Annotated in this window: 19 protein-coding genes; 7 read left to right on the top strand and 12 right to left on the bottom strand. The window is 51.9% G+C overall.

Annotated features, from left to right (window positions below; genetic code table 11):
• Positions 1-206: 206 nt before the first annotated feature.
• Complete coding sequence (locus LC084_RS09040; protein ID WP_226570821.1) at positions 207-5,192, top strand: autotransporter outer membrane beta-barrel domain-containing protein; 4,986 nt, start codon at positions 207-209, stop codon at positions 5,190-5,192.
• A gap of 600 nt (positions 5,193-5,792) precedes the next feature.
• Here the strand turns inward: LC084_RS09040 and ompC are convergent.
• From ompC to LC084_RS09010, 6 genes are all read right to left on the bottom strand, one after another.
• On the bottom strand, positions 5,793-6,914 hold the full coding sequence (gene ompC / locus LC084_RS09035) for a porin OmpC (protein ID WP_226570820.1): 1,122 nt from the start codon (positions 6,912-6,914) through the stop codon (positions 5,793-5,795).
• 687 nt (positions 6,915-7,601) lie between these two features.
• Positions 7,602-9,347 carry an acetyl/propionyl/methylcrotonyl-CoA carboxylase subunit alpha gene (locus tag LC084_RS09030; RefSeq protein WP_226570819.1) on the bottom strand — a complete coding sequence of 582 codons (1,746 nt, stop codon included), beginning with the start codon at positions 9,345-9,347 and terminating at the stop codon, positions 7,602-7,604.
• On the bottom strand, positions 9,344-10,930 hold the full coding sequence (gene pxpB, locus LC084_RS09025) for a 5-oxoprolinase subunit PxpB (RefSeq protein ID WP_226570818.1): 1,587 nt from the start codon (positions 10,928-10,930) through the stop codon (positions 9,344-9,346). The genes LC084_RS09030 and pxpB overlap by 4 nt, the downstream gene beginning before the upstream one ends.
• Positions 10,931-10,942: 12 nt before the next feature.
• Positions 10,943-11,749, bottom strand: coding sequence for a putative hydro-lyase (locus tag LC084_RS09020; protein WP_226570817.1), 807 nt, complete (start codon positions 11,747-11,749; stop codon positions 10,943-10,945).
• Positions 11,746-12,519: a LamB/YcsF family protein gene (locus LC084_RS09015; RefSeq protein WP_226570816.1), complete on the bottom strand. Its 774-nt coding sequence runs from the start codon at positions 12,517-12,519 to the stop codon at positions 11,746-11,748. Before LC084_RS09015 ends, LC084_RS09020 begins: the two co-directional genes overlap by 4 nt.
• A gap of 8 nt (positions 12,520-12,527) precedes the next feature.
• Entirely contained in the window at positions 12,528-13,772 is a 1,245-nt protein-coding gene (locus tag LC084_RS09010) for an NRAMP family divalent metal transporter (RefSeq protein WP_226570815.1), read from the bottom strand.
• 340 nt (positions 13,773-14,112) lie between these two features.
• On the opposite strand from LC084_RS09010, the gene LC084_RS09005 reads away from it, so the two are divergent.
• Positions 14,113-14,763 (top strand): GntR family transcriptional regulator, encoded by a 651-nt coding sequence (locus tag LC084_RS09005; RefSeq protein WP_226570814.1) that lies wholly within the window; start codon positions 14,113-14,115, stop codon positions 14,761-14,763.
• 21 nt (positions 14,764-14,784) lie between these two features.
• Here the strand turns inward: LC084_RS09005 and LC084_RS09000 are convergent, their stop codons facing one another.
• The 3 genes from LC084_RS09000 to LC084_RS08990 all read right to left on the bottom strand — a co-directional run bounded on the left by LC084_RS09000 (position 14,785) and on the right by LC084_RS08990 (position 17,654).
• On the bottom strand, positions 14,785-15,180 hold the full coding sequence (locus LC084_RS09000) for a DUF6515 family protein (protein ID WP_226570813.1): 396 nt from the start codon (positions 15,178-15,180) through the stop codon (positions 14,785-14,787).
• A gap of 322 nt (positions 15,181-15,502) precedes the next feature.
• Positions 15,503-15,778, bottom strand: a complete 276-nt coding sequence (gene yahO, locus LC084_RS08995; RefSeq protein ID WP_226571187.1) for a DUF1471 family periplasmic protein YahO — start codon at positions 15,776-15,778, stop codon at positions 15,503-15,505.
• A gap of 238 nt (positions 15,779-16,016) precedes the next feature.
• Positions 16,017-17,654: a mechanosensitive ion channel family protein gene (locus LC084_RS08990; RefSeq protein ID WP_226570812.1), complete on the bottom strand. Its 1,638-nt coding sequence runs from the start codon at positions 17,652-17,654 to the stop codon at positions 16,017-16,019.
• Between the two features lie 509 nt (positions 17,655-18,163).
• On the opposite strand from LC084_RS08990, the gene LC084_RS08985 reads away from it, so the two are divergent.
• Together LC084_RS08985 and LC084_RS08980 are read left to right on the top strand one after the other, a co-directional pair.
• Complete coding sequence (locus LC084_RS08985; RefSeq protein ID WP_226570811.1) at positions 18,164-18,466, top strand: NAD(P)/FAD-dependent oxidoreductase; 303 nt, start codon at positions 18,164-18,166, stop codon at positions 18,464-18,466.
• A 246-nt stretch (positions 18,467-18,712) separates the two neighbouring features.
• Entirely contained in the window at positions 18,713-19,072 is a 360-nt protein-coding gene (locus LC084_RS08980; protein ID WP_226570810.1) for a hypothetical protein, read from the top strand.
• A 169-nt stretch (positions 19,073-19,241) separates the two neighbouring features.
• Here the strand turns inward: LC084_RS08980 and LC084_RS08975 are convergent, their stop codons facing one another.
• Entirely contained in the window at positions 19,242-19,712 is a 471-nt protein-coding gene (locus LC084_RS08975) for a DUF6597 domain-containing transcriptional factor (RefSeq protein WP_226570809.1), read from the bottom strand.
• Between the two features lie 341 nt (positions 19,713-20,053).
• Between LC084_RS08975 and LC084_RS08970 the strand changes: the two genes are divergently transcribed.
• A complete protein-coding gene (locus LC084_RS08970) occupies positions 20,054-20,311 on the top strand; it encodes a helix-turn-helix domain-containing protein (RefSeq protein WP_226570808.1) in 258 nt (85 codons plus the stop codon).
• 158 nt (positions 20,312-20,469) lie between these two features.
• On the opposite strand, the gene LC084_RS08965 is transcribed toward LC084_RS08970, so the two are convergent.
• Positions 20,470-21,756: an MFS transporter gene (locus LC084_RS08965; protein ID WP_226570807.1), complete on the bottom strand. Its 1,287-nt coding sequence runs from the start codon at positions 21,754-21,756 to the stop codon at positions 20,470-20,472.
• Positions 21,757-21,830: 74 nt separating this feature from the next.
• The gene (locus LC084_RS08960) at positions 21,831-22,850 is read right to left on the bottom strand and encodes a Zn-dependent oxidoreductase (RefSeq protein WP_226570806.1); all 1,020 of its coding nucleotides are present in this window, start codon (positions 22,848-22,850) and stop codon (positions 21,831-21,833) included.
• Positions 22,851-23,184: 334 nt separating this feature from the next.
• Between LC084_RS08960 and uxuA the strand changes: the two genes are divergently transcribed.
• Together uxuA and LC084_RS08950 are read left to right on the top strand one after the other, a co-directional pair.
• A complete protein-coding gene (gene uxuA / locus LC084_RS08955; protein WP_226570805.1) occupies positions 23,185-24,252 on the top strand; it encodes a mannonate dehydratase in 1,068 nt (355 codons plus the stop codon).
• 183 nt (positions 24,253-24,435) lie between these two features.
• Positions 24,436-24,696, top strand: coding sequence for an ATP-binding cassette domain-containing protein (locus LC084_RS08950; RefSeq protein WP_226571186.1), 261 nt, complete (start codon positions 24,436-24,438; stop codon positions 24,694-24,696).
• Positions 24,697-24,743: the final 47 nt, after the last annotated feature.

Genomic DNA, 24,743 nt, shown 5'->3' with positions numbered 1-24,743 from the left:
AAGGGCTTGATCGTTTGTGACGATCAATTTCTTAATATCAATTGATTGTTTATGGCGATCAATTTTTGAGTATTGATCGTTGCTTTCCCGCCTCATTTTCCTGCCCCCTTAATTTTTGTGTTTTTCGGCCGTATTCAAGAACCTGGACGCCGGGGTATTCCCGGCTGTGGTTTTTGGCCCGCGGCCCACAAATTAAGGACAGTTTGATGAAAAACAAAACCGCAACACTGAGTGCACTTTCAGTGTGCATTTCCCTGGCGCTGAACGGCCAGGCGATGGCACAAACCCCACCCCTTACAGGCACAGTTCCGGCGGATGCCGTGGAATGCCCGGCAGACCTGAGCCTGCTCACCCGCGAAGAGCTGGCCGCCCTGCCGGAGCAGTGCCAGTTGCCCGAAGAAGACACCCCCGCACAGGCTTCCGGGAGTGAACTGCCCGGCTGGATGACCGACCAGACCACCCTGTTAGCCGGGGGCGGTGCCGCCGCCCTGGCCGCGACCATTGCCATTGCGGCGGGCGGCAGCAGTGGCAATGGTGGCGGTGGCAGAGACCGTAACGATGGCGGTGACGGTGGTGATGGAGGCGACTACGATAAATGGGAAATTGGCAACCAGCTGGACGGGGATAACCAGGAAAATACCCTGGAAGGTAACACCAGCGCCGGGGAAGGGGAAATCGGCAACCTGGTCACCGGCAACAACACCGACAACACCCTGGAAGGCAACACGGACGTCACCGAAGGCGGTAAAGGCACAGTGGTGGACGGCAACAACACCAGCACCACCAATGAGGGCGACATCAATGCCAGTGGTGAAGGCTCGGTGGGGCTGGAAGTGAACGGCAACGATGCCACTGTTACCAACAACGGCAACAATAATGTGAGCGGTGGCAGCACCGGGGTGAGCGTGAACGGCGACAACGCCACCGTGAGCAACGAAGGCAACAGCACGGTAGCCGGTGGCGGCACCGGTACCCAGATTAGCGGCGATAACGCCAGCGTTACCAACACCGGGGAAACCAGTGTCAGCGGTGAAGGCTCGGTGGGGCTGGAAGTGAACGGCAACGGTGCCACTGTCAGTAACAACGGTAACAACAACGTAACCGGCGGCGGCACCGGCACTCAGATTAGCGGCGATAACGCCAGTGTGACCAACACCGGGGAAACCAGTGTCAGCGGCGAAGGCTCTACCGGGATTGCCATTACCGGGGACAACAGCGATGTGCAACTGGGCGGTGACCTGTGGGTAACCGGCGGGGCCACCGGGGTACAGGTGGATGGCAACAACGCCGCCCTGGAAAACCAGGGCAACATCACCGTGCAGGGTGATGGCAGCACCGGGCTGGTGGTGACCGGCTCCGGCGCGCATTTCAGCAACCAGGGTGACATGCATATTTCCGGCAACGGCCTGGGGATGGCGCTGGAAGGTGACGGCTTTAACGTGAACCTGGGCGGCAGCATTACGGTGGATGCCGGTGAGAAGCGTGAGGCGGCAGACGGGGTGAAAATCACCGGGCATAACGGCACGCTGGTGGTCAGCGGTAACCTGAACCTGACGGATGTGGCCATGACCCTGGCCGGCACCCGGCCGGACCAGACAGGGCTGGCGGTGCAGGGGGATAACAACCAGGTGACCATCAGCGGTGCGGTGAATCTTAGCTACCAGGGCCTGGCCAGCACCCAGCCCCATGGCAGTACCACCCAGACCGGGGTGCAGGTGTCGGGGAGTGGTAACCATATTCTGATAAACGGCGGCCTGAATGTGGACTACCGGGCGGAAAGTACCGACTCCTCGTTGACCTCAAGGCAGCATAATCAGTACGGCCTGCAGGTAACCGGCACCGGCAACACGGTGACACTGAGCGGGGAGTCCAGTTATCTGCATGATGGCGCTGCGCCCTATAACCGTACCATGCATTATGTGTATATAAATGGGGCAGGCAACCGGTTAATCCTGGATAAGGATTTTACCTTCAATTTCACCTCTGCCAACAAAACAGTTGCGAATACATTTGATACTTATTTATCTGTGTTCTCTCTGAGTAATGGTGCGCAGATGGATAACCACGGTGAGCTGGCTTTCGAGATGGGACGAATCAGGGGACTGGCGCTTGCCGGGGGCTCCAGCCTGTATAATTATGGCACACTGCGTTTCCGGCCAGATAAGGACAACGAAGAGTATTATATCAGTTCGTTTGTACACCTCCAATCATCATTGATGCATAACATGGCCGACAGTCTGCTGGATATTGTCTCGGTGTTGGATTCACGAAGTACCAATATTTATTCTGAGGATGGGGGATATATTGGTGGCCGGACAGGCCTGTATGGCGTGGCGGTGTTGAATAATTCCTCATTTATCAATGACGGTACCGTGCAGGTCAGCGGCCAGGGCGCCCACGGTGTGGCGGTGGGGGATAACAGCCTGGCTGTCAATAATGGCCTGATAACCCTGAACAGCATGTCGAACGGCCTGGATGAAGACGGCAACCTGTTAACCGAAACCGGCCTGCAGCTGACCGCGCAGAACTTCCGCCGTGGCACGGCGATGCTGGCGAACGGGAATAATGCACAGGCCGTGAATGCGGCCGGTGGTGAAATCCGGGTGCATAACGCCGGAATGGGGATGGTGGCGAATAACGGTACGGCCCTGAACCAGGGGACCATCACCCTGACGGTGGATAACGATAGCACAGATGGCCTGTATGCCATGGCGGCCATCGGCAGTGGTGTTGCCATTAACGACACCACCGGGGTGATTAACATTAACACCGATATCGGCCAGGCATTTTACACCTCTGGCAACGGTCAGGTGTTTAACTTTGGCACGGTGAACTTTTACGGCAGCCCGATAAATAACGGCGACCCGAACTGGGGCGCCTCTACCAGTGAATCTGATTATGTGATTCTCACCACCCCGGTACTGACCGCAGAGGGTGAAACCGGTAGCTGGAGCGGTGAGACCCGGCCCTGGCTTCTTCAGCAGGATACCGCGAATTATGGCGATGCCACTTTTGACAGTGCGCAGGAATTACACATCAACAGTGTACTGGTCAACCATGAGGGTGCCACAATAAACGCCCGTCTGTCAGGCATGACCAACTTAAGTCAGTTTGTGAACCGCGGCACGGTCACTGGCACAGAGCCGGGCAGTGCGGTGATAAAAAACCTGACCACCTGGAACGAAGGGCTGATAACCAACATCGGCCCGGCAGTCAGTGGGGAAGTCAACGCCCTGTGGAACAGCACCCGCTCCGCGGCGGATGTGTACCTGTATAACAGCGGTGAAATGATTGCCACCGGCGGGTACAGCGCCATCAGCACTTCCGGTGGAAACGCCACCAGTAATGGTGGCTGGATTTATAACCTGGAAGGCGGGCGGATTTACGGTGAAAGCCCGCTGGCCGCGCTGGTTAACCTGAGCCGCCCCTACAACTTCCACAATGCCGGTGAAGTGACCGTGAAGGGCGACGGTGCGGTGGCTATCCGTACCGGCACCGGTGGGTACACCACCCGCGTGGTGAACGACGGGGTGATAAACGTGGGGACTCAGGCAGGCCGGGAAGACGGCACCAACGGTGAAGGCCTGGTGGGTATTCAGGCTCCGGGTGCCGTCAACATTGTCAACAACACCGCAAACGGGGTGATTAATGTCTGGGCAGACAACTCCTGGGCATTTGAAAAGACCAGCAGTGACTCAATCCTCTTCAATAACGGCAGCGTGGTGCTCCACGGAACCGGTGGTGGCATTATCAAAGACAGTGAGGATGACGGCCGGGGGAATGGCAATGACCTTTCTGTTCCCAACCCGACCAACCCACCCTCCATTTCGGAACCGACTGTGCCCACCGCACCCACTGAAAACGGTGCCAGCCTGGTCAACAACTATGTTATCGGTACTAATGCTGACGGCACGGCGGGGAAACTGGGGGGCAACAACCTGCATATCGACAGCACGGTGACCATCAGCGCCGGGTTTACGGCGGGCACGGCGGCGAAGGAAGTCACCTTCAGCAATGTCTTCACCGGCAACAGCATCAGCGGGGCAGAGAACATCGGTTCACAGACCGTGGTGTGGAACGCACAGGGGTATAACAACGCCGACGGCAACGTGGACGTGACCATGACCAAAAACGACTACGTGGCGGTCATCAGTGACCAGCGCGTGGCGGGCGTGGCAGCGGCGCTGGATAACGGCTACACCAGCAACAGCCTGTACAGCAGCCTGAACGTGTCCACCTCTGCGGAGCTGGACCGGGCGCTGAAACAGGTGTCCGGTGTCCAGGCCACGGGCCTGAACAAAGAAGCGCGTATTCTGGGCCAGCGCTTCACCCGGCTGGCGGCCGAATCCCCGGTGGCCACCGACAGCGGCCTGTCGTTTAACGTGGTGGCAAAAGGCGACAAACGGGCCGAAATGGCCAACAAAGTGACCTACGACATGGTGGCGGTGGGCCAGCGCTTTGACAGCGGCTTTGGTGAACTGGAAGCGCACTACGGCATGGCACGGCTTTCCGGCAGTGGCGGTAACGCCATGAGCCGCGCCGGGGATAACGGGCTGACCGGCGGTTACAGCCAGTTCTTCGGGCTGGGCCACCACCTGAGCCTGGGCGACGGCCTGGGCTGGCACAACAGCCTGCGTTACGACCGCCACCAGCTGGACAGCCGCCGCGACATCCGCTTTGAAGGGGTGCGCAACAGTGCGCGCAGTGACGTACACATTCAGCAACTGGCGCTGCGCAGTGAAGGGGCGAAAACCCTGAACCTGGGCGACAGCCTGAGTGTGAAACCGTTCGCCGGGGTGGCCGTACGCCACCAGATGACAGGCGGGATGCAGGAGCGCGGCGCGGGTGATTTCAACCTGAGCATGAGCCGTTACACCGAAACGGCGGTGGATGCGGTAACGGGCCTGCGCCTGAACTGGGCGGGCGAGAGTGGCTGGGGTGCCCATGCCCACCTGGAAGCGGGGCCGAACCTGGCGTTCAGCCGCCAGGGCCGCACGGCAAGCCTGGCAGGTGCGTCGGGGCAGCAGTTCCGGGTGGAAGACGGCAAACGCGGTGGCGGGGTGAACAGCCAGGCCACGGCGGGCACGAACTACCGGCAGGGCAACCTGGACATCGGTGCAAATGCGTTCCACTGGCGTGAAGACGGCGCACAGGACAAAGGCTTCCTGTTAAACCTGACCCGCTATTTCTGATAACTGTTGTTATAAAACTAACGTTATAAAGTTAACGTTATAAAGTGAAAGTTATAAAACTAACAGGCAGCGCCGTTCTGGTGCTGCCTGTTTTTTTAGCGCATTAAGCAAAGTTATTCGGGAAACCGCTGTACAGCATTTGAGTAATAAAAGGTATGTATAAATACCCCAATGGCAGGTTTTACTGAACCACACCGGGCCGTTAATTCCAGCAGCTCTTGGGTGTTCAGTCGTTTTTGTACATTAGTTGCGCTTATAGTTGTGCTTGAAATCAACAGGGTTGCGGCCAGGGTAAACCGCATTTCTTATGGTGCTTTAGGCCGGGCAATATTTACTGAAATACAACCACAAAAACGTAACTATGGGTAATAATGCTTGCGCGGAAATAAGTTGCGTGGAACTAATTTGCGTAGAAATAACGAGCCGTGGTTAAGCCGGTAGTAGTGCAGGTATGGGGTAATTAACCGAAGTGTAATGTGCGGATATAAATTGTGCAGATGTAAATAGTGCAGATATAAATTGTGCAGATATAAATAATGCCTCCGGTGCCGGAGGCATTATTTCTCCTGAATCAGGAGATAACGTTACGCAGTATGTTGCTTAGAACTGGTAAACCAGGCCCATTGCAACCACATCGCTGGTGCTGACACCTGCAGCGCGGGAGAAATCGCTGTCGTCAATCATGTTGATTTTATAATCAACAAAGGCATTCATGTTTTTGTTGAATGCATAGCTTGCGCCCAGGTCAACAAACTTGATCAAATCCTGTTTGCCATAAGAAACGCCATTGGTGCCAGTAGATGAGCCCAGTTTAGAGGCACGAGTCTGGTTATAAGCAACGAACGGCGTTAAACCGAAGTCGAAGGTGTAACCGGCATAGGCTTCAAAGATCTGGGATTTGTTAGCATAACCGTAGACATCGTCATCGGAAGAACCGAAGCGGGATGCATTGTATGCCTGGGTGTACATCACAGCCAGGTAAGCGCCATTAGCTTCATAACGCAGGGCGGCTGCATAGGCTTCTGCACGGTCGCCATTACCCATTACAGCGGCGTTGTTCTGGTCGTTAGTGCGGTCAGAGGAGAAGAATGAACCTGCTACGCTAACACCCGCGCCAATATCATAGCTCAGGGACATACCATAGCCGTCACCGTTCTGGCGCAGTACGTCACGGGCACCCGGTTCGCCAGCGCCGCCATTTTTACCCTGGTACTGCATGGCAAAGTTCAGGCCGTCAACCAGACCGAAGAAGTCATTATTGCGGTAGGTCAGCAGGCCATTACCACGGTGGAACATGAACTGGTCAGAGTTATAGGTCATGCCATCGAACTCTGGCTGCATATCGGTGTAAGACAGCGTATCGTACAGCACACCTTCATTACGGCCGTAATCCAGAGAGCCGTAATCGCCAAATTTCAAACCCGCGAACGCGAAACGCGTAAACATTTGGTCGTGCTGGTCTTCAGAAGTATTGGCATTTGCCTGCATCTGCCAACGGCCATAACCCGTCAGTTGGTCATTGATTTGAGTTTCACCTTTAATGCCAAGACGCATATAGCTTTGGTCGCCATCTTGCGAATTGTCATTAGAGATATAACGCATACCTTCAACGAAGCCATCCAGGTCCAGTTTATTGCCGTCTTTATTATAAATTTCAGCTGCATGTGCTGCTTGCGCTGCAATCAGGCTGGTGAGCAGTACGCCCAGAACCTTACGTTTCATATTCAATCCTCTGATTATTGCCACTGTTTTATTTGATGTATTTTTCCCGAACCGCAATAAACAGGTGAGAAGATAGCGGTATGTACCACTATTCAAACCCTTATTGGCCTATTTAATAAATATCCGGGGTGCACATATCCGCTGATTACAAAAGAACCAGAAAATAACACGAATTGTGCTTTGCGATTATTTCGCGAAGACAGATTTATCATTCTGTGTCAGGTTAAGTAAACAATCATTTAGAATGTTCGCACACATTGATAAAAATAATGTTGAACTATTTCAAACTGAGAGATGACGCACGGATTGATAATATTTACGTATGGCTCTGGCGTATTATTGGTTTCGTTATTATTACCCTTTGTTAGCCTTTTTTTATTGTTGGCTAATCATGGTTTTCTTTCTGTGTCCGCAGATTATCTGCCGGTGTAATATCCGGCAGTTTTTATTTATTTGTGCTGCTTTGGGTTTATTTAAATGCCCGAAGGAATTAATTGTGCGTGTAATAAAATATACAATTCTTGCGGTGGTTAATTGAGGTGATTAATTTAAAAATAGCCTGGCAGGGGATACTGGCAGAAAAATGATTACACAAGAATACTGCCCCGGCTGAAAAGTGAGCCCACGCATCTTTGGCCGCAAAGGCCGCAGATGCGTGGGTATAACGGTAACCCGGTAAACCCAGAATCAGGGGGTAACGGTACCTAACACGCCATCCTGCGGGCAGTTCTCTCCGGCAGCAATCTGTATGGCCAGTACGCCGCTGGCGCTTGCCAGCACGGGGACTTCCATCTTCATTGCTTCCATCACGGCCAGCGTTTCACCTTCATTGACAGTTTCACCCGCGTTTTTGAGCCAGCGTTGAACAATGCCAGAAATGGGCGCTGTTACCGCACCCTGGGGGGCGGCTTGATGGTTATCTGTATTTTCACGGGCCACAGGAGCACTACCTGGCGCTGCCTGAAAACCAGCAGGTAGCGCCAGTTGATGGCGTCGCCCATCAATTTCAATCCAGCAACGCTGTAGCGGGGGGTTGCCCGGCGGCAAAGGACGAACCTGTTCAGCAAGGTCAGCAGAGAAATCGGTTTCAATCCAGCGGGTGTGGACGGTAAATGTCTGCGTGAAATCCGGGGCATTCAGAACAGCTTCATGAAATGGCAGGACAGATGCCACACCGTCAATCTGGAAAGCTTTCACTGCCTGACGGGCACGAGCCAGCGCCTGGTCACGGTCTGGTGCCCAGATAACCAGTTTTGCCATGAGTGAATCATAAAAGCCCGAAATACTGTCTCCCTGGGTTACGCCGCTGTCTATGCGCACACCCGGCCCGCCGGGTAGATCAAAGCGTGTAATGGTACCGGGAACCGGGAGAAATCCTTTTGCCGGGTCTTCGGCATTAATTCGCAGTTCAATGGCATGGCCGCGAGTGGCCGGTGGCGTTGTAATACTCAGGGGTAACCCTTGTGCCACGCGTAATTGTTCTTTAACCAGATCAATGCCGCTGGTTTCTTCAGTTACCGGGTGTTCAACTTGCAGGCGGGTGTTGACCTCAAGGAACGACAGCACGCCATTCTCGCCCAGCAAAAACTCCACTGTGCCTGCGCTGCGGTAACCTGCTCGTTGGCAAATAGCTTGGGCAGCACTCACAATTTGCGCTTCGATTTCTTTGCTAAGAAAAGGTGCCGGGGCTTCTTCAACCAGTTTTTGGTTACGGCGTTGCAGGGAACAATCGCGGGTACCTACCACCACCACATGGCCTTGTTCGTCTGCGATGACTTGCGCTTCAATATGGCGTGGGCGGTTAAGATACTGCTCTACATAACATTCGCCACGCCCAAATGCTGTCTGTGCTTCACTGACCGCTGACTGGTAAAGTGTGGCGATTTCCTCGCGCTGCCAGGCCACTTTCAGCCCGCGCCCACCGCCACCGAAGGCCGCTTTAATAGCAACAGGCAGGCCGTTTTCATCGGCAAAACGAATAACTTCTTGGGCACTGGAAACAGGGTCTGGCGTGCCCTTTACTAACGGCGCGCCAACGGCCATCGCTATTTTACGCGCCTGAACTTTGTCGCCCAGTTGTTCAATCGTTTCCGGGCGCGGGCCAATCCAAATAAGCCCGGCGGCTTCTACCGCACGGGCAAATTCCGCACGCTCAGATAAGAAGCCATAACCTGGGTGCACCATGGTGGCTTCGCTACGGCGGGCAACAGCAATTAATTGCTCAATATTCAGGTAGGTTTCCGCCGGGCTGCTTCCGGGTAACGCCCAGGCTTCATCGGCCAGACGGCAGTGCAGGCTGTTGGCATCCGGGTCGGCGTAAACGGCAACACTGGTAAAGCCATATTCATTACATGCCCGAATAATACGTACGGCAATTTCTCCCCGGTTAGCGACGAGCACTTTGTGTGGGGGAACAGTGGAAACAGCGCTCATACTTCATACTCCTCAACAACAGTAAAAGGGCGGATGGCCCGAAAACGAATCTGGCAACCCGGAGGGAGCTGCCCGGCAATATCAAGGTGGTAGTGCGCAACAGCACCAATAACCGGGTAGCCGCCAGTCAGTGGGTGGTCAGCCAGAAACAGCACAGGTTGCCCATTCGCCGGAACCTGAATGGCGCCAGTGCAGGTGCCTTCACTGGGCAACTCACGGTTGTCGGTGCGAGCCAGGGGTAAATCACCCTGTAAACGCAGCCCAATACGATTGGATTGTGGGGTTACTTGCCAGCACTGGCTGGTGAGTTGGGTAAATGCTTCTGTGCTGAACCAGTCACAACGTGGGCCAGGGACAATATCTAACGTAATGGTTTCGCCGGGGGCGGGTAACGGTTGCAGGCCAATGGTTGCGGGCTGAACGGCACTTTGCGGCACAGTATTACCGGCATAAATGGTATCGCCAGCCTGTAACGGTTCAGGGCCAACTTGTGCGAGGGTATCGCGGGAGGCGCTGCCTAACTGTGGCGCAATGCCCCAGCCGCCGCGGCGAACCAGATAACTGCGCACGCCAGTGGCCGGTGAGCCAAGGCGTAACTGGTCGCCGGTTTCAAGTGCTAACGGCGTTTCCGGGCTGGCTGTATAACGTTGCCCATCTGCGCGGGTGACCATAACCGGGCAGGGCGCACCAGCCAGTGCTACCACCATTGGTGCGAGAATATTTGCACTGAAGCCACCTGCTGTGATTTCCAGAGCGGGCAGGTGGCCTGGGTTGCCCACAAGCCAGTTAGCACGCCGCCAGGCCGCCTGGTCAAGTGCGCCCGAAGGGGAAATACCCATGCTGGCCTGGCCTGCTCGCCCGGCATCCTGATACAGGGTTTGTAAACCAGGAGATAACACGGCCATTACGGCACTGCCGGAGGCCGGTTGTTGCATGGGTTGCGGTTTTACCACCGGAACGGATACGCAAGACCGGGCGGCATCAATAAACTGCACTTGCATCCCCGGCTGCAATAACGCAGGTGGCTGGCGGTCCAGAGAAAACAGTGTTTCTTCTGTGCGGCCAATTAGCTGCCAGCCGCCAGGGCTGGCGTGCGGGTAAATACCACTAAATTCACCCGCAAGCCCAACGGAGCCTGCCGGAATACGGGTACGGGGGCTGGCGCGACGGGGAACATGAAGCCCTGCTTCGCGAGAGACCAGGTAGGCGAAACCGGGGGCAAAGCCACAAAAAGCGACTTGCCACAAAGCGCCGGTGTGGCGCTGAATTAAAGACTCGACAGATAATCCCAGGTATTCTGCCATCTCATTCAGGTCTTCGCCTGTGTAGTGAACAGGTATGCTGATAACCCGGCTTTCACGCGCTGCCTGGGGCTGGCCTTCGCACTGGCGAATCGCTGTAAATAACGTTGTGGCCTGGGTTAGCGCCGGGTCAAAATGAACGAGCAGGGTACGCGCTGCGGGGATAATTTCTTCCACGCCCATTAAAGGTGTTGCCTGCAAGGTAGAAAATAAAGCCAGCGTGTCATCCAGAGTGCTCAGTTCCACCAGGAAACTGGACAGGCTGCAAGGTAAAAATCGCACATTACATCCTTATTATTGTTGCCAGGCGGCGTCCGGAATATCAGTGATAAACATGTGGCCGGGGGCATGGCTCAGGGCAAAGGGCACTTTCGAGGCCATGACCGCCGCTTGCGGAGTGACTCCACAGGCCCAGAACACGGGGATTTCGCCTGGGCGAACAGGAACAGGGTCGCCAAAATCGGGTCTGCTGATATCTTTGATACCCAGGGCTTCAGGCGCGCCAATATGCACGGGTGCGCCATGTACTGCCGGGTAGCGGGCGGTAATAGTGACGGCATCCGCAACCCGATGGGCTGGCACTGGGCGCATCGAAACCACCAGTTCACCTTTGAGCCTGCCTGCTTCGCGGCAAGGGCGGTTGGTACGAAACATCGGTACATTGCAACCTTCACTGATATGGCGGACATCAATACCTGCCTGTATCAGTGGGGTTTCAAATGTAAAACTGCAACCAATCAGAAAAGTGACCAGGTCTGGGTGGCTTTGGTAGATTTCCCTGGCATCGGTGATTTCATCTGCCAATGTGCCATCCCGCCATACCCGGTAGCGTGGAATATCGGTATCAACCCGGCTGTCTGCTGCTAAAGGGGTGTGGCATTGCCCGGCATCGAGGACATCAAGCACCGGGCAACTTTGCGGGTTGCGTTGTGCATAGAGCAGAAAATCAAATGCCCAGTCCCGCGGCAGCGCTATCATATTTGCCTGGGTCATTCCCGGTGCCATCCCGGCCGTGGGCTGGTCATAACCCTGGCGGATACGCAACCGTGCTTGCGCTGCGCCAGCCAGGGCTTGCGGCGTTGCCGGGTAATTCAGGTTCATTGTTGCTCCCCCTGGCAAAAAGGCGCAATTCTGATGCCTTCCTGTTCAAGGGCTGCGCGCACTTTTATTGCCATTTCCACAGCACCGGGTGAATCACCATGCACGCAGATACTCTGGGCAGAAATGGGCGTGAAAACCCCTTCAACGGACACCACACCACCTTCACGCACCAGTTGCACCATACGCCGGGCGATGGCTTGTGTATCGTGCAGTACCGCACCGGCTTCACGGCGAGATACCAGCGTGCCATCCTTATGGTAAGCCCGGTCTGCAAAGGCTTCTGCCACAACCTGTAATCCCTGCTCGCTGGCAAGTTGAGCCAGAGAAGAACCCGCAAGAACCACCAACGGTAAACTGGCGTCATACTGCTTAATGGCGTTAATGACCGCCATGCCCTGGCGCTTATCATGGGCAATGGTGTTGTACAACGCGCCGTGGGGTTTGACATAGCGCACACGGGTGCCAGCGGCACGGGCCAGGCCCGCCAGTGCGCCAATCTGGTAAATCACGCTGGCAGTCAGGTCGTCATCTGCAATGTTCATTTCCCGGCGGCCAAAACCCTGTAAATCGGGGTACCCGACATGTGCACCGCAACACACCTGGTTGGCGGCGGCGGCTCGCAGCGTGGCCAACATGCCAGCCGGGTCTCCGGCATGGAAACCGCAGGCAATGTTCGCGCTACTCACCACAGTCAGCATGCGTGCGTCATCACCCATATGCCACTGACCAAAGCTTTCGCCAAGATCGCTGTTAATATCAATGGTGTTCATAGGTAGCCTTATGCAATTTTCAGGAAATTAAAAATAGTGGAAACCGACATGATGGCCATATACCAGGTCATGATGCAGGTAACCAACCCCAGCCAGAGCAACCAGCGCGGGTAGCGGTAACCTTCCATCAGGTCTGCCCGCCGCCAGCCAACCCACAGAAACAAGGTTAAGCCCAGCGGAAGCACCAGGCCATTAAACCCGCCAGCAAATACCAGCAGTGCTGCGGGGGCGGTGCCCAGAGACAAGTAAACCACCAGGGTGAACGCAATAAATACCAGTGTGGCAATATTGCGTTGGCGCTCTGTAATACCTGGGCGGAAAACGGAAATAAAAGAAATAGATGTCCATGCAGCGCCTACCACACTGGAGAGTGCGGCAGCCCACAGCACAATACCGAAAATACGCAGGCCAACATTCCCTGCTGCTGCCAAAAATGCCTGGGATGCCGGGTTGGCATTGTGGCTGGAAAGATCAATCGTGACACCGCTGGCAACCACGCCAAAAATAGCCAGAAACAGCACATAGCGCATGATACCAACCACAACAATTCCTCGGTTGGCCGCCGAAGAAACTTCTTTGATGTGTTCTTTACCGCTGATGCCTTTATCCAGCAGGCGGTGGGCACCTGCATAGCTGATATATCCCCCAACTGTACCACCCACGATGGTGGTAATTGCCGCAAAGTTAATATTGCTGGGGAACACGGTTTCACGCAGTGCCATTCCTAATGGTGGGTGTGAAACCAGCGCGACATATAATGTCAGGGCTATCATGACAATCCCCAGCACAATAAGCATGCGGTCCAGTGCCACCCCGGCACGGCGTGAAGCAAAAATATAGATAGCGATACCCGCGCTTATCAGCCCACCCACTTTAGGGCTAAGGCCAAACAAGGCATTCAGCCCTAACCCGGCACCAGCAATATTGCCAATATTAAAAACCAGCCCACCAAAGATAACCAGCACAGCCAGCAAGTAACCACTACCGGGAATGGCCTTGTTTGCTACCTGGGCTGCGTTCATCCGGGTCAGAGTCACTACCCGCCAGATATTTTGCTGTACGACAAAGTCAATCACGATAGAAGCCAGAATGCCAAAGGCGAAAGCCGCGCCCAGAGTGGCGGTGAAGGTGGCGGTTTGGGTAATAAAACCGGGGCCAATGGCGGAAGTGGCCATCAGGAATATCGCGGCGAGAAGCGATGAACGCCGGTTTTGAACAAAGCTCTTTTGCTTATTGATGTTATCAACTGCCATTGCATGAACTCCAGTCGGGGGGGATGTCATGTTGTTAAGCAAAAATCATTCCATTGTTGGGTTAAATTGATTTTATTGTTCATCAATGAAAAATAAATTGTTGAACAATATTGAACATAGCGGAAAAACTATAGATGTGAAATATTTGTTAATGCGTGGTTTTAAAAGAGTGAGCTGACACACAGAAACAGCAGTGCACAGCAATGATGCACAGTATGCACCTGGCTGGTGCGCTACGTGTTGTTATGCCAGCAATAATGCCCAGAAGGGGTGAGGGCAAGTTGCTGCTCCTGCTGGATTATGGGAATATTGCCGCTTGTTCCCCGTTGGTGAGAGGCAGATGAGAGAACCTGCAGAGCCTGTACTGAGTGAAATAATTGCTCAGGCATTACGTCAGAAAATTATTGCCGGAGAGTTACTGCCTGGTGCCCGCCTCTCGGAAAGGGAATTAACCAGCCAACTGGATATTTCTCGTAACACGTTACGCGAAGTATTTCGTTTGCTCACCCAGGAAGGGCTGTTGCGTTACCAGCCAAACCGTGGGGTTTGTGTGGCCGTGCCCGCAGATGCCGATATTATCGATATTTACCGTATCCGGCGGTTGATTGAGTGTGATGCTCTGCGTAATGCCTACCCCTATCACCCGGCAATAACCCTGATGGAGCGTGCAGTTGATGACGCGCGCCGTGCTTTACGGGCCGAAGACTGGGGTGAAGTGGGCACCGCGAATATGCAATTTCATGCTGCCATTGTTGCCCTGTCTGACAGTGAGCGCCTGATGCGGCTGTACCAGCATATTTCAGCAGAGTTACGCCTGGCATTCGGCCAACTGGCAGATAAAGAGATGTTGCATTCGCCTTATGTGGAAAAAAATGCGGGGATCATTTTATTACTGAAAGCGGGTGACAACGATAAAGCGGCTGCCACCCTTGAAACCTACCTGAATATTTCTGAGCGGACTATTCTGGCTGCGCTGGCACGCAGCCGGTAGTTTTGCTCACCGCTCTGGCCGTTACAGGCCCGCCGGGCGAGGTACTTCGATATAGCGGCCATCTACGTCGCGTTCGTAATAGTGGCCGTCACTCACATAATAACGGCGGCCATTAAAATCGAGCGGGTGCAGAGAGCCTGATGACGGCGCTTCAACAACGGTTGTTGTCGGTGGCTCAACTACAACGTAATGATCATTCTGGCGCTGGTAGTAAATGCCATTTGCTACATAGTAAGTCAGCCCACCAATCAACAGAGCCGTGGCAATATCCGGCAGAATATCCACCCGGTGGCCTGGGTGGAAAAAGGGTGCCGGGCCGTGCCCAAAGTCCGGACCTGGGCCTGGATGTGCCTGAGCCAGCGGAGCCATGCTGGTTAGCGCTGCAGTAAACAGCATTATCAAAGAAATCTTTTTCATATACACCTGCCTTTGTCAGTACGGCATACCTTTGCTGCGCAAAAGTAACCGTGTGCTATACCCTGGCCATTCACCGTGGCAGAACCCGGTAAAATGCAGGCACAGGGGTATGTCCTTAATGGCATAGTATGGGCGTACACCAGCCGACTCAATCAGACAACAGCGAATTTCATGATTAATCCACAGTTGTTACTGAGCGTTACGCTATATTGACGGTGGGGGAAACGGCTGCGGGGTCGTGTCAGAAACAGAAAGAAGGAAAACAGCGGCTTTCCTTCTTTCTTAATGGTATTCATACTTTTACATTAAGCCGTCTTGGTGTTTATTTTTTCTTAAACACATCGGCTGTTACGTGAATTTTGTTTTCTGTCTGGCCAGAGGTCAGAACATAAACGGAGCCGCCCATATCATCGGCTTTTTTCGACAATTCTTCTTTGGCATCCATAGGGGAGGTTTCACCTGCACTGGAAATCGTCCCTACTTTGGTATATTGGTCAGCGACTTTATCAAAGTCCGTTTTTTTCATCATTTCCGCAGAATAAGCGCTAAACGTAAAGGCAGCGAGCGCAGCGATAACAACTTTTTGTGTAATGCCCATCATCATAAACTCCCTTACTTGTTGAATTTATAAAATAGCCACTTGATGTTTTTACTGAACCAAGCATTGTAAAGTTAGTTCAGGCGGTAAAAATTTCAAGAAAATCGGGGGATAATGTTTGATTATTTTGTTTTATTCCTGGTTTTAACAATTCGTGATTTAACAGCATGTTTATTCAGGCTGTTTAATTTATTACCATGGCTTAATAATTAATTCATTTTTAATAACTATTCCTGTTTCAGGTTATTTCTGAGTTCCTGGGGCCGTTGTTATCCTCTGCAGGGCGAGCCGGTGCGTTATGCCAGTTTTCTGGTAATACCACTACTGGTGTTTCAGGCTGGGCAATAAAATTGGGCGACATAATCTGTACACCAAAGGTGTTGAATACATCCTGAATGTTGGCGTGCAGCGTGCTTTTTACAGAAGGCATCGCCGCGTTTTTCTCCAGTGAAACTTGCAGCTCATATTCGACATACCAGTCTTTCAAATTTAGCTGGCGCACGATGGGAGCAACTGACTGATTGATGCCTGATGTTTGGCTTGCGGCCAGCTCCAACAATGCATGGACTTGCCGCCAGGGGGTGTCGTAACCGATGGTGACCGAAGTGGTGATGGTTATTCCCGCATCACGGCGGTAAGCACTTAAATTGGTAATTTTACCGCTTACTGCAACGGCGTTTGGTACGGTAACAATGTGGTTTTCACGGGTAAGAATTTTGGTTGCCAGCATACCAATCTCACTGACTGTGCCTTCATTTTCGCCAATGCGAATCATATCTCCGCGCCGTAATGCTCGGGAGTAAATCAGTACCAGCCCACTCATGGCATGGTTCATAACACCTGCTGAACCCAGTGTCAGTAGCAACCCAAAAAAGACACTTACCCCTTTGAATGCCAGAGAGTTTGCACCAGGTAAAAATGGGTAGGCGGCAGAAAGGGCAAATAACCAGATAGCCACCGAAATTAATTTTCTTGTCGCACTAACCGTTTCTGGGTGAATACCGGGTATATGCAGTTTTTCCGTCTCAACCTGGTGGAGCAAAATACGCAGTAGTTTGAGAATAAAAAGGGTGATTAACACGATTATGGCAACAATCACCAGCCCTGGCATCGCGGTAATAATCGCCAGGCCTATTTGTTCGAGCACATTGACAGAATAAGTTCCCAGTGATTCGCCCCACAAGCGGGTATAGGGAAACAACCTGAACAGCCAGCTCAACCAAATATAAAATAGTGCCAGGCCCAGCAATGTCAGCAGGGTTCCGACTACCCGTGCTTCTATGTTGCCCAACAGCCCACGCCAGGCATGGGGAATAATGCCTTTTTGTTGCAAAATGCGGCTGTCGAAATAGCGCTTTGTCCAGCGCCATGCTGAAAAACTAAGCCTGTTCAATAAGATGAGTATTGCCAACCCACCAATGCCTTTTAAGGTGGATACCAATAAATAGTGAGGAGAATATTGCTGAATCAGCGCCAGGCGCAGGCTGTTCAGGCGTTTTTGTACCAGCGAAGCGGCCTGGTCGAGCGTCAGGTCATCCCCTTCATCCAGGTCCTGGTCTGCCAGCAACATAAATGGCTTACCGTTCACCATAAACAGTCGGCAATCCTGGTTATAACGGCGAATTGCCTTTACCTCTACGGGGTGGCGTACATCTTCATCACTTAAATTGCGTAATGCCGACTGAATCCGGCGTACCCGCTCTTCCGGCGTGGAATAGCCAATTTTGGCCTGCAGCATGACCACCGGTTGGTGTAACACCATTAGCGTGCGGGCTCTTTCTTCTGGTAAAGGAGACTGGCGCGGCTCTGCGCTGTAGGCCGGATGCAAGACACTGAATATCAGTGTGAAAAACAACCAACAACAGATACGTGGCATAGAAAGATCCTTTTATCTCTGGCGCTGCGTATTTGAAGTGCAGAGTTTACTAATCAAAAAATACCGGTGAGTGCTGGCAAGCTGCTTGTTCACTTATGTGTTAAGGGAACTGTTGTTATTTCATTGCCACATTCAGTAAGTGGAAAATAACCAACTGTTTTCTAGCATAGTTCGCGTTAATACGTCTTCAAGTTATGCCGAACAAGAAAGGTGACAAGGTAGCGAGTAAATAATGTGGTTGGCCTGTTTTGTATTTTGTTTTTGTTAGATATTCCTTATTACATCGGCTTATTGGTGTCACTAATAATAATTTTTAGCCGTCTTAGAGCCTATCCCATTAGGGTTATTTTGCTTGCCATTTTGAACCTGGGCAGTGCTCGAAATCCTCACGTACTCCGTGTACGTTCCGGTTTCTGCCCGTTGTCCGATTTTTTCTATTTTTCTGTTACCTGGCGTTGAAGCGGCGCTGGCGTAGTAACCAGCGTTCGCCAGGTGAGCACATACGTATTATGGGCCCGCCAGTAGGCCACAAGCTAAACCAGAATGCGCTGGATAACCTGAGTGCGGCATGGCCTGTGTTTCGCGATGTTCAGGTAGCCTGGTCCTGGGCGGGAATGATAGATGTTACACCCAATTCCAACCCAGTCATTGGCCCTGTGGCACAACTTGCGGGCCTTACTGTGGTAACGGGGTTTTCCGGGCATGGTTTTGGTACTTCTCCGGCCGCAGGGCAACTGGCGGCAGAGTTAATTTGCAATACCACACCACTGGTGAACCCTGATCCGTATTTGTTCAGCCGGTTCGCCGCCTGATGCACTTACTGGCATAAGCAGGCCAATTTAACATTTTTACAGCATTTTTTTAAAGATACGCACCAGCTATTGAGCTGGCGTTGCACAGTGTTATTGTCTGATTTTTTCTATTTTCTTTTTCACGCGTATGAAAAATTAAAATTATCGCTCCATATAAGGCAACCGGTAACAAGATATCCGAATGTTGCTTTCTGAGCCCGGGCTGAGTGGATACCTGCATTATTAAGTCATCGCGTAAGGTGAATTATGAATAACGAAACTGAAATTCAGGGGTTAAGGAAAGATATGCTGGGTGTATTGGCTTTGGTGTTCTTTTTGGTAGCGGCAGCTTCACCTTTAACAGGGATTGTGGACGGGGTGCTCATTGCTATTTTATCCGGCAATGGTGCAGGGATGGCGACGGCTTATATTGCTGCAAACGTGATTTTAGGGTTGTTTGCGGTTGGGTATATTACGATGAGCCGTTACGTGAATAACACCGGTGCATTTTATGCCTGTATTGCTACGGGGATGGGCGAAAATATTGGTTCGTTGGCTTCATTTATTGCCTTGTTTGCCTATATTGGCGCGCAGCTTGCTATGTGGCTATGCCCGGTTTCTTTCTGAGCCTGCATGCAGAGGTGCTGGCCTCCCATAACAATATGTTACGTTATATTCCCAGTATCACAACGCCTGCCATACACACAGCGTGATTATGTTGTTACTGATAATTGGCATCGATGCCATCGGGCTGTACCCCATTTTAGCTGTCGGCCATTAAATATTGCGTTACTTTTTAAGGTTGGCGTAGTGATTTATTTCCCCTGTTTTCATTGAAGGTTTTAAATTGTTGCGTAAAACTTTCACGTAACGCGATCTCATCAATTATAGATGCGGCACCAGGATTAATATCTAAAAAATTATATTCATGGTCTGGCATATCTTCTGGTATTAGGTCAATATAATCTGGCATTATGCCCGGCATAAACCGAATGCCGAAATAACGGTGGCCGGAAATAAGTTCGACGGGCTTGTAACGAGATACTGTACCATATACTCGAACTGTTGGTTTATGTGTATTGCAGTCAAATAAAATATCAATACAATTATCCGGAATGACCAGTGCATTATTCAGGTCATCACCGGTGGTAAATGAATAAAAATGGGAAATTCCCCGGCAGTTCTGCATCTGTTGCTGGTAGTTTTTTAATTGACACGAATTTTGCAGAGCAGGTTGGAACGGCAGAAACTGTTCAGGGTTTGCCATGGTATGTAACTCCAATGTTAATTCATGGTGAATAAATGCAAAAAACATGCCTTGGTGAGTACAAACAAAAGGAGGGCGCAGCACCCATGTGGGTGAACACAGGTAAGTGGCTTTAAGTTTGGATAAGGCCATTGCGCAGTAGCGTGATGGCGCAGATAGGGAGCGAAACCGCCTGGCGGGGTGCGCTCTGGTACGGCTTGGTTCGGTGCCTCTCCGGGCATCCGGTGGTCTTGGTCTGTTCCGGTTACTGGATGCGTCAGTGAACGGAAGTGACATGCCCGGGGTACCGCTTGCGAAGCGCTTAATAAACACAGGTTAGGTTATAAAAAGGAATTCCAGATATGGACAAACAAGACTGGCACCCGGCAGATATTATCGCGGGCTTGCGTAAAAAAGGCACCTCAATGGCGGCGGTCTCGCGTGCAGCCGGGTTATCATCTTCTACGCTGGCAAATGCAGTCATTCGGCGCTGGCCGAAAGGTGAGCGCCTGATAGCGGATGCGCTGGGTGTAAGGCCACAGGATATTTGGCCATCGCGCTACCCTGTGGAGGAAGAAAATAACCGGGCTAATCGCAGCACGGCTGCTCAGAGTAAGTGAACTGGCCTGGTGCAATGCATTGGCTTAGGGCGTAATGATTAACGCCCAGGTCATTGCATTTATCGGTGGGGTTGCATGATGTTGGCGGCTTGTTGGCCGCCAACAGCGAGTGATGCTGCCGGGTAAATACACCCGGGGGAAGAGTATCCCCCGGGTTATTATGCTCTGGCAGGTGAGGCAGATTCATGGCGCGGTGGGCGGATAACCAGCAACACCAGTAAGGCACCCAGTGCGGCAACTGTGCCAGCCAGAATAAATGCACTGGTAAATTTGCCACTGGTTTGCACGATATAGCCCGTTACAATTGGCCCCACAATGCCGGATACGCTACCGACCAGGTGAATAAAACCACTGGCACCACCCACGCGGGACTGGTGCACAACATCCTGGATAATCGCCCAGTAAATTGCACCGGTGATATACAGGAAGAATATTGATACCGACATCAGGGCCACAGCAGGCGCTACACTGCTCACTGTACCGGCCAGCGCCACGCAGATTGCGGCCATCAGCAGGCAAACTACTAACACAATTTTGCGTGACAGTAACAGCCGGCCCGTGATGTTGAAGATTTTATCCGAAATATATCCACCCAAAGCAAGGCCAATAAAACCGACAATCCATGGGATCATCGTGGTCAGGCTCATGGATTTAATATCCAGGTTATGGGCTTGTACCAGATAGGCCGGGAACCAGCTCAAGAAGAAAAACAGAATGTAGTTATAGCAGAAGAAAGCAAACGCCGTGACCAGAATAATAGGTTGTTTCAGGTAATGGCTTAACGGCGGTGCAGTGCTGTCATCCACCGGAGTCAGGTGTGTTTCCTGGCTTTTTAACAAAGCGATTTCTTGTTTTTCTTCGTGCGTAGCACGTTTGCTGCGCAGTGGTGAGTCTGCCGCAATCAGGAACCAGGCCAGTGCCCAGATAATCCCAATAGTGAAAATAATCACAAACGCCGGACGCCAACCAAACCCTAATGCCAGGTAGCCGATGATAGGCCCGGCAACAGCGCCACCTAACGGTGACCCGGCACTTAATAACCCCACAGCGGTGGCGGCCTGTTTTTGCGGGAACCAGCCATTGATCATTTTATTGGCCGAGGCGCAGATTGGCCCTTCTGCCATACCGAACAGTACGCGCAGGATAAGCAGGGAATAGAAGCCAGTTGCCAGCGCGGTAAGCCCACAGAAGAAAGACCACATCACAACCGCGCCACCCATAACAAGGGTTGGCCCGAACTTATCCACTGCCAGCCCGCCTACGAAGTTAAACAAGGCGTAGCCAAAAAAGAAACTACCGAATATCAGACCGAACTGCTCAGCGTTAAGCATCAGGTCTTTTTCAATCATGGGAACAGTAATCGATAAGGCAACCCGGTCAAGATAGTTAATCATGTAGACCAGAAAAAGCAGCAATACGATGACCCAGCGGAGGTTTTTAATCATGATAATCTCACATCTGTAAGCCTGGTTTTTGGAATAAGCACTGGTAGCGCGGCTGCACTACCAGTCAGCCATAATTAGTTATTCATTTGCAACAACACCTTGCAGCAGGTGCGCTGGTCGGTGGCGAAAAGCGTTAATGCGGCCTGAACGTCCTCCAGGGGCAGGCAGTGGGTGATGAGTTTCTCCGGGTCGACTTTGCCTTGTGACATCCAGGAGATAACGTCGGGGAAGCGGTTGCTGTTCAACCGCGATGAGAACAAAGAGATTTCTTTACTGGTGATGCTTTGTTGAGTGATGGTGCAAGGTTCGCCAGAAAAACCCATAATGCCGATACGCGCGGCAGGGGAGGCGAGGTCGATGGCCTGTTGCAGAATAGAAGGGTGGCAGGCTGCATCAACAATCAGGGTAGGGCGAATGCCTGCTTTCTTCAGGATATCTTCCAGCGACTGGTGGCTGTTATCGACCACTTTATCTGCGCCATTGTTGGTTGCCATTACCAGACGTTCTGCAATGCGGTCAGCCACAATGACCTGTTTTACGCCATACACCCCTTTCAGCGCTTGAATAACCGTTAAACCCATAGGCCCGGCACCATAAATCAGTGCAATATCTTCAGGCATAGGTTTAAGTTGCGCTGTAATATTGGCGGCAATCGTAAAGGGTTCAACCATGGTAGCGTGGCGGTCGCTGATCGTATCGGGGATGTGCCAGGCGTTGGTGGCAGGGACACAGGCATAATCACTGAACCCGCCATCACAATGCACGCCAATCACCTGCAACGAAGTGCAAACATTTGGCCGCCCAACAGAACAAGGGTAGCAATGCCCGCAACTGACTACCGGGTCAACAGAAACACGTTCGCCAAGGCGTGCCGGGTCAACACCGGGGCCGGTCGCGTCAATTGTGCCGAAAAACTCATGTCCAATTACACGTGGGTATTTGGCAAACGGGTTATGTCCATGCCAGATGTGAACATCAGAACCACAAATGCCAGCCAGCGATACTTTTACCCGTACTTCACCTTCTGCAGGCTCCGGCAGCGGGCGTTGTTCGATAACCAGGCGGTCAGGGCTTTCTATCACAACACTTCTCATGGTACGGCTTCCTTTGATACAGGTTAGTTTCATTGCTTTGTGCTTACTACCATACAAGTCTAGTCACGATCGTTTTCTGACCAACTTCACATTTTGAGTGAACTTATGTGACATGGATGTGAGTTCAACGCGGGTTATTGATGATTAAATGTAAAATTAATTAATATTATTCAGTGTCTTAATATTGATATTCGTATTGTTAATCTAAGGTGAAAAGATGGCGGTTAAATTTAATTTTGTGATGTCTATCAATATTTTGTTTATTTGGTCATTACATTGTATGATTAACTAGTATGGTAGATGATATTGACACAGACAACAGGTGACACTAACTATGCAAATGACGATGCGCTGGTTTGGACCAGACCAGGACAAAATCCCGCTGGAGTATTTCCGCCAGGTGCCAGGGGTGCAGGGTGTGGTCGGTGCGTTGTATGACGTACCGGTTGGAGAAGTCTGGCCGGAAGAGAAGATTCAAGCTCTGGTTGGGCAGGCTCAGGCGGCCGGGCTTTCAATGGAAGTTATTGAAAGTGTGAATATTCATGATGATATTAAAATAGGCTCACCTTCTCGTGACCAGTGGATTGCCAATTATCAACAAACTATCCGCAACCTGGCGAAGTATGGCGTTAAAGTGATTTGCTATAACTTTATGCCAGTGTTCGACTGGATGAAAACAGACATGCAATACGTGTTGCCAGATGGCTCACTGACCATGGCGTTTGAGAAAAAAGGTATCGATAAATCGCTGGAAGAAATGGTTCGTGAAGTGCTGGATAACGCCAATGGCTTTGCCTTGCCTGGCTGGGAGCCTGAACGCCTGGCGCAGGTGCAGACACTGTTTGCCCGTTATCAGGATGTTGACGATAACAAACTGCGTGAAAACCTGGTTTACTTCCTGGAAGCGGTTGTTCCTGTGTGCGAAGAAGTGGGCGTGAAGATGGCTATTCACCCGGATGACCCGCCGTACTCCATTTTTGGCCTGCCGCGCATTATCAAAAACCGTGATGATCTGGACTGGTTATGCAATGCGGTGGATTCCCCAGCCAATGGGATTACGCTGTGTACTGGCTCTATTGCGGAAGACCCGGAAAATGATGTGTGCCAGATTCTGGCCGAATTCACTCGCCGCAAACGTATTCATTTTGCTCATGTGCGTAATATCAAGATAACCGAAGGGAAAGATTTCTATGAATCGGCCCACCCGTCGCAATACGGTTCTCTGGATATGTACGAGGTAGTGAAAGCCCTGCATGATAACGGGTTCGATGGCTATATTCGCCCTGATCATGGTCGTTTTATTTGGGGTGAAACCGGCCGTCCTGGTTATGGGTTATATGACCGGGCTCTGGGGGTCACTTATCTGCTGGGGTTGTGGGAGTCATTAGAGAAACAACACTGACAGATTTAATGCAGCCTGCTTGCCAGAGCAGGTTGCACAATACTTGCACTTTTACCTTGTACTTTTACTTTGCACTTTTTTTGCTCTATTCCGCCGCATAGCACACGCCTTTTTATCTCTGCAGCTTTTCCCGATAATTACATCGTTAAAATACAATACTCATAACCATAATTTCCCCATGGGCTGGATGCGCTGGTCGGCGAACTCGGCACCCGGCTGTCAGGTGGCCAGGCTCGCCGGATTGCGATTGCCAGAGCATTTCTGTCTCATGCCTCGGTGGTATTGTTAGATGAGCCGACTGAAGGATTGGATGCCGCCAAAACGGACATGGTGCTTAACAGCCTGAAAACCCTGATTAAGGGCAAAACAACGCTGTTGGTTACTCATCAAATTCAGCCACTGGTTCTTGCACAAAGCCGATTGGTGCTGGATGTCAAAAACTAAGCGGTGAAATTACGCTTTTGCTTTTTTTATCAATCTGAAGCGGTGAA

Source organism: Mangrovibacter yixingensis, from assembly GCF_020523985.1.
Lineage (GTDB): Bacteria > Pseudomonadota > Gammaproteobacteria > Enterobacterales > Enterobacteriaceae > Mangrovibacter > Mangrovibacter yixingensis.
This window is presented reverse-complemented; position numbering and strand designations above follow the sequence as displayed.

Excerpts from the sequence above, each read along its gene's own strand:
- LC084_RS09040 (WP_226570821.1), top strand. The coding sequence starts at position 207 with ATGAAAAACAAAACCGCAACACTGAGTGCACTTTCAGTGTGCATTTCC.
- ompC (WP_226570820.1), bottom strand. The coding sequence starts at position 6,914 with ATGAAACGTAAGGTTCTGGGCGTACTGCTCACCAGCCTGATTGCAGCG.
- LC084_RS09030 (WP_226570819.1), bottom strand. The coding sequence starts at position 9,347 with ATGAGCGCTGTTTCCACTGTTCCCCCACACAAAGTGCTCGTCGCTAAC.
- LC084_RS09020 (WP_226570817.1), bottom strand. The coding sequence starts at position 11,749 with ATGAACCTGAATTACCCGGCAACGCCGCAAGCCCTGGCTGGCGCAGCG.
- LC084_RS09015 (WP_226570816.1), bottom strand. The coding sequence starts at position 12,519 with ATGAACACCATTGATATTAACAGCGATCTTGGCGAAAGCTTTGGTCAG.
- LC084_RS09010 (WP_226570815.1), bottom strand. The coding sequence starts at position 13,772 with ATGGCAGTTGATAACATCAATAAGCAAAAGAGCTTTGTTCAAAACCGG.
- LC084_RS09005 (WP_226570814.1), top strand. The coding sequence starts at position 14,113 with ATGAGAGAACCTGCAGAGCCTGTACTGAGTGAAATAATTGCTCAGGCA.
- LC084_RS09000 (WP_226570813.1), bottom strand. The coding sequence starts at position 15,180 with ATGAAAAAGATTTCTTTGATAATGCTGTTTACTGCAGCGCTAACCAGC.
- yahO (WP_226571187.1), bottom strand. The coding sequence starts at position 15,778 with ATGGGCATTACACAAAAAGTTGTTATCGCTGCGCTCGCTGCCTTTACG.
- LC084_RS08990 (WP_226570812.1), bottom strand. The coding sequence starts at position 17,654 with ATGCCACGTATCTGTTGTTGGTTGTTTTTCACACTGATATTCAGTGTC.
- LC084_RS08985 (WP_226570811.1), top strand. The coding sequence starts at position 18,164 with ATGGGCCCGCCAGTAGGCCACAAGCTAAACCAGAATGCGCTGGATAAC.
- LC084_RS08980 (WP_226570810.1), top strand. The coding sequence starts at position 18,713 with ATGAATAACGAAACTGAAATTCAGGGGTTAAGGAAAGATATGCTGGGT.
- LC084_RS08975 (WP_226570809.1), bottom strand. The coding sequence starts at position 19,712 with ATGGCAAACCCTGAACAGTTTCTGCCGTTCCAACCTGCTCTGCAAAAT.
- LC084_RS08970 (WP_226570808.1), top strand. The coding sequence starts at position 20,054 with ATGGACAAACAAGACTGGCACCCGGCAGATATTATCGCGGGCTTGCGT.
- LC084_RS08965 (WP_226570807.1), bottom strand. The coding sequence starts at position 21,756 with ATGATTAAAAACCTCCGCTGGGTCATCGTATTGCTGCTTTTTCTGGTC.
- LC084_RS08960 (WP_226570806.1), bottom strand. The coding sequence starts at position 22,850 with ATGAGAAGTGTTGTGATAGAAAGCCCTGACCGCCTGGTTATCGAACAA.
- uxuA (WP_226570805.1), top strand. The coding sequence starts at position 23,185 with ATGCAAATGACGATGCGCTGGTTTGGACCAGACCAGGACAAAATCCCG.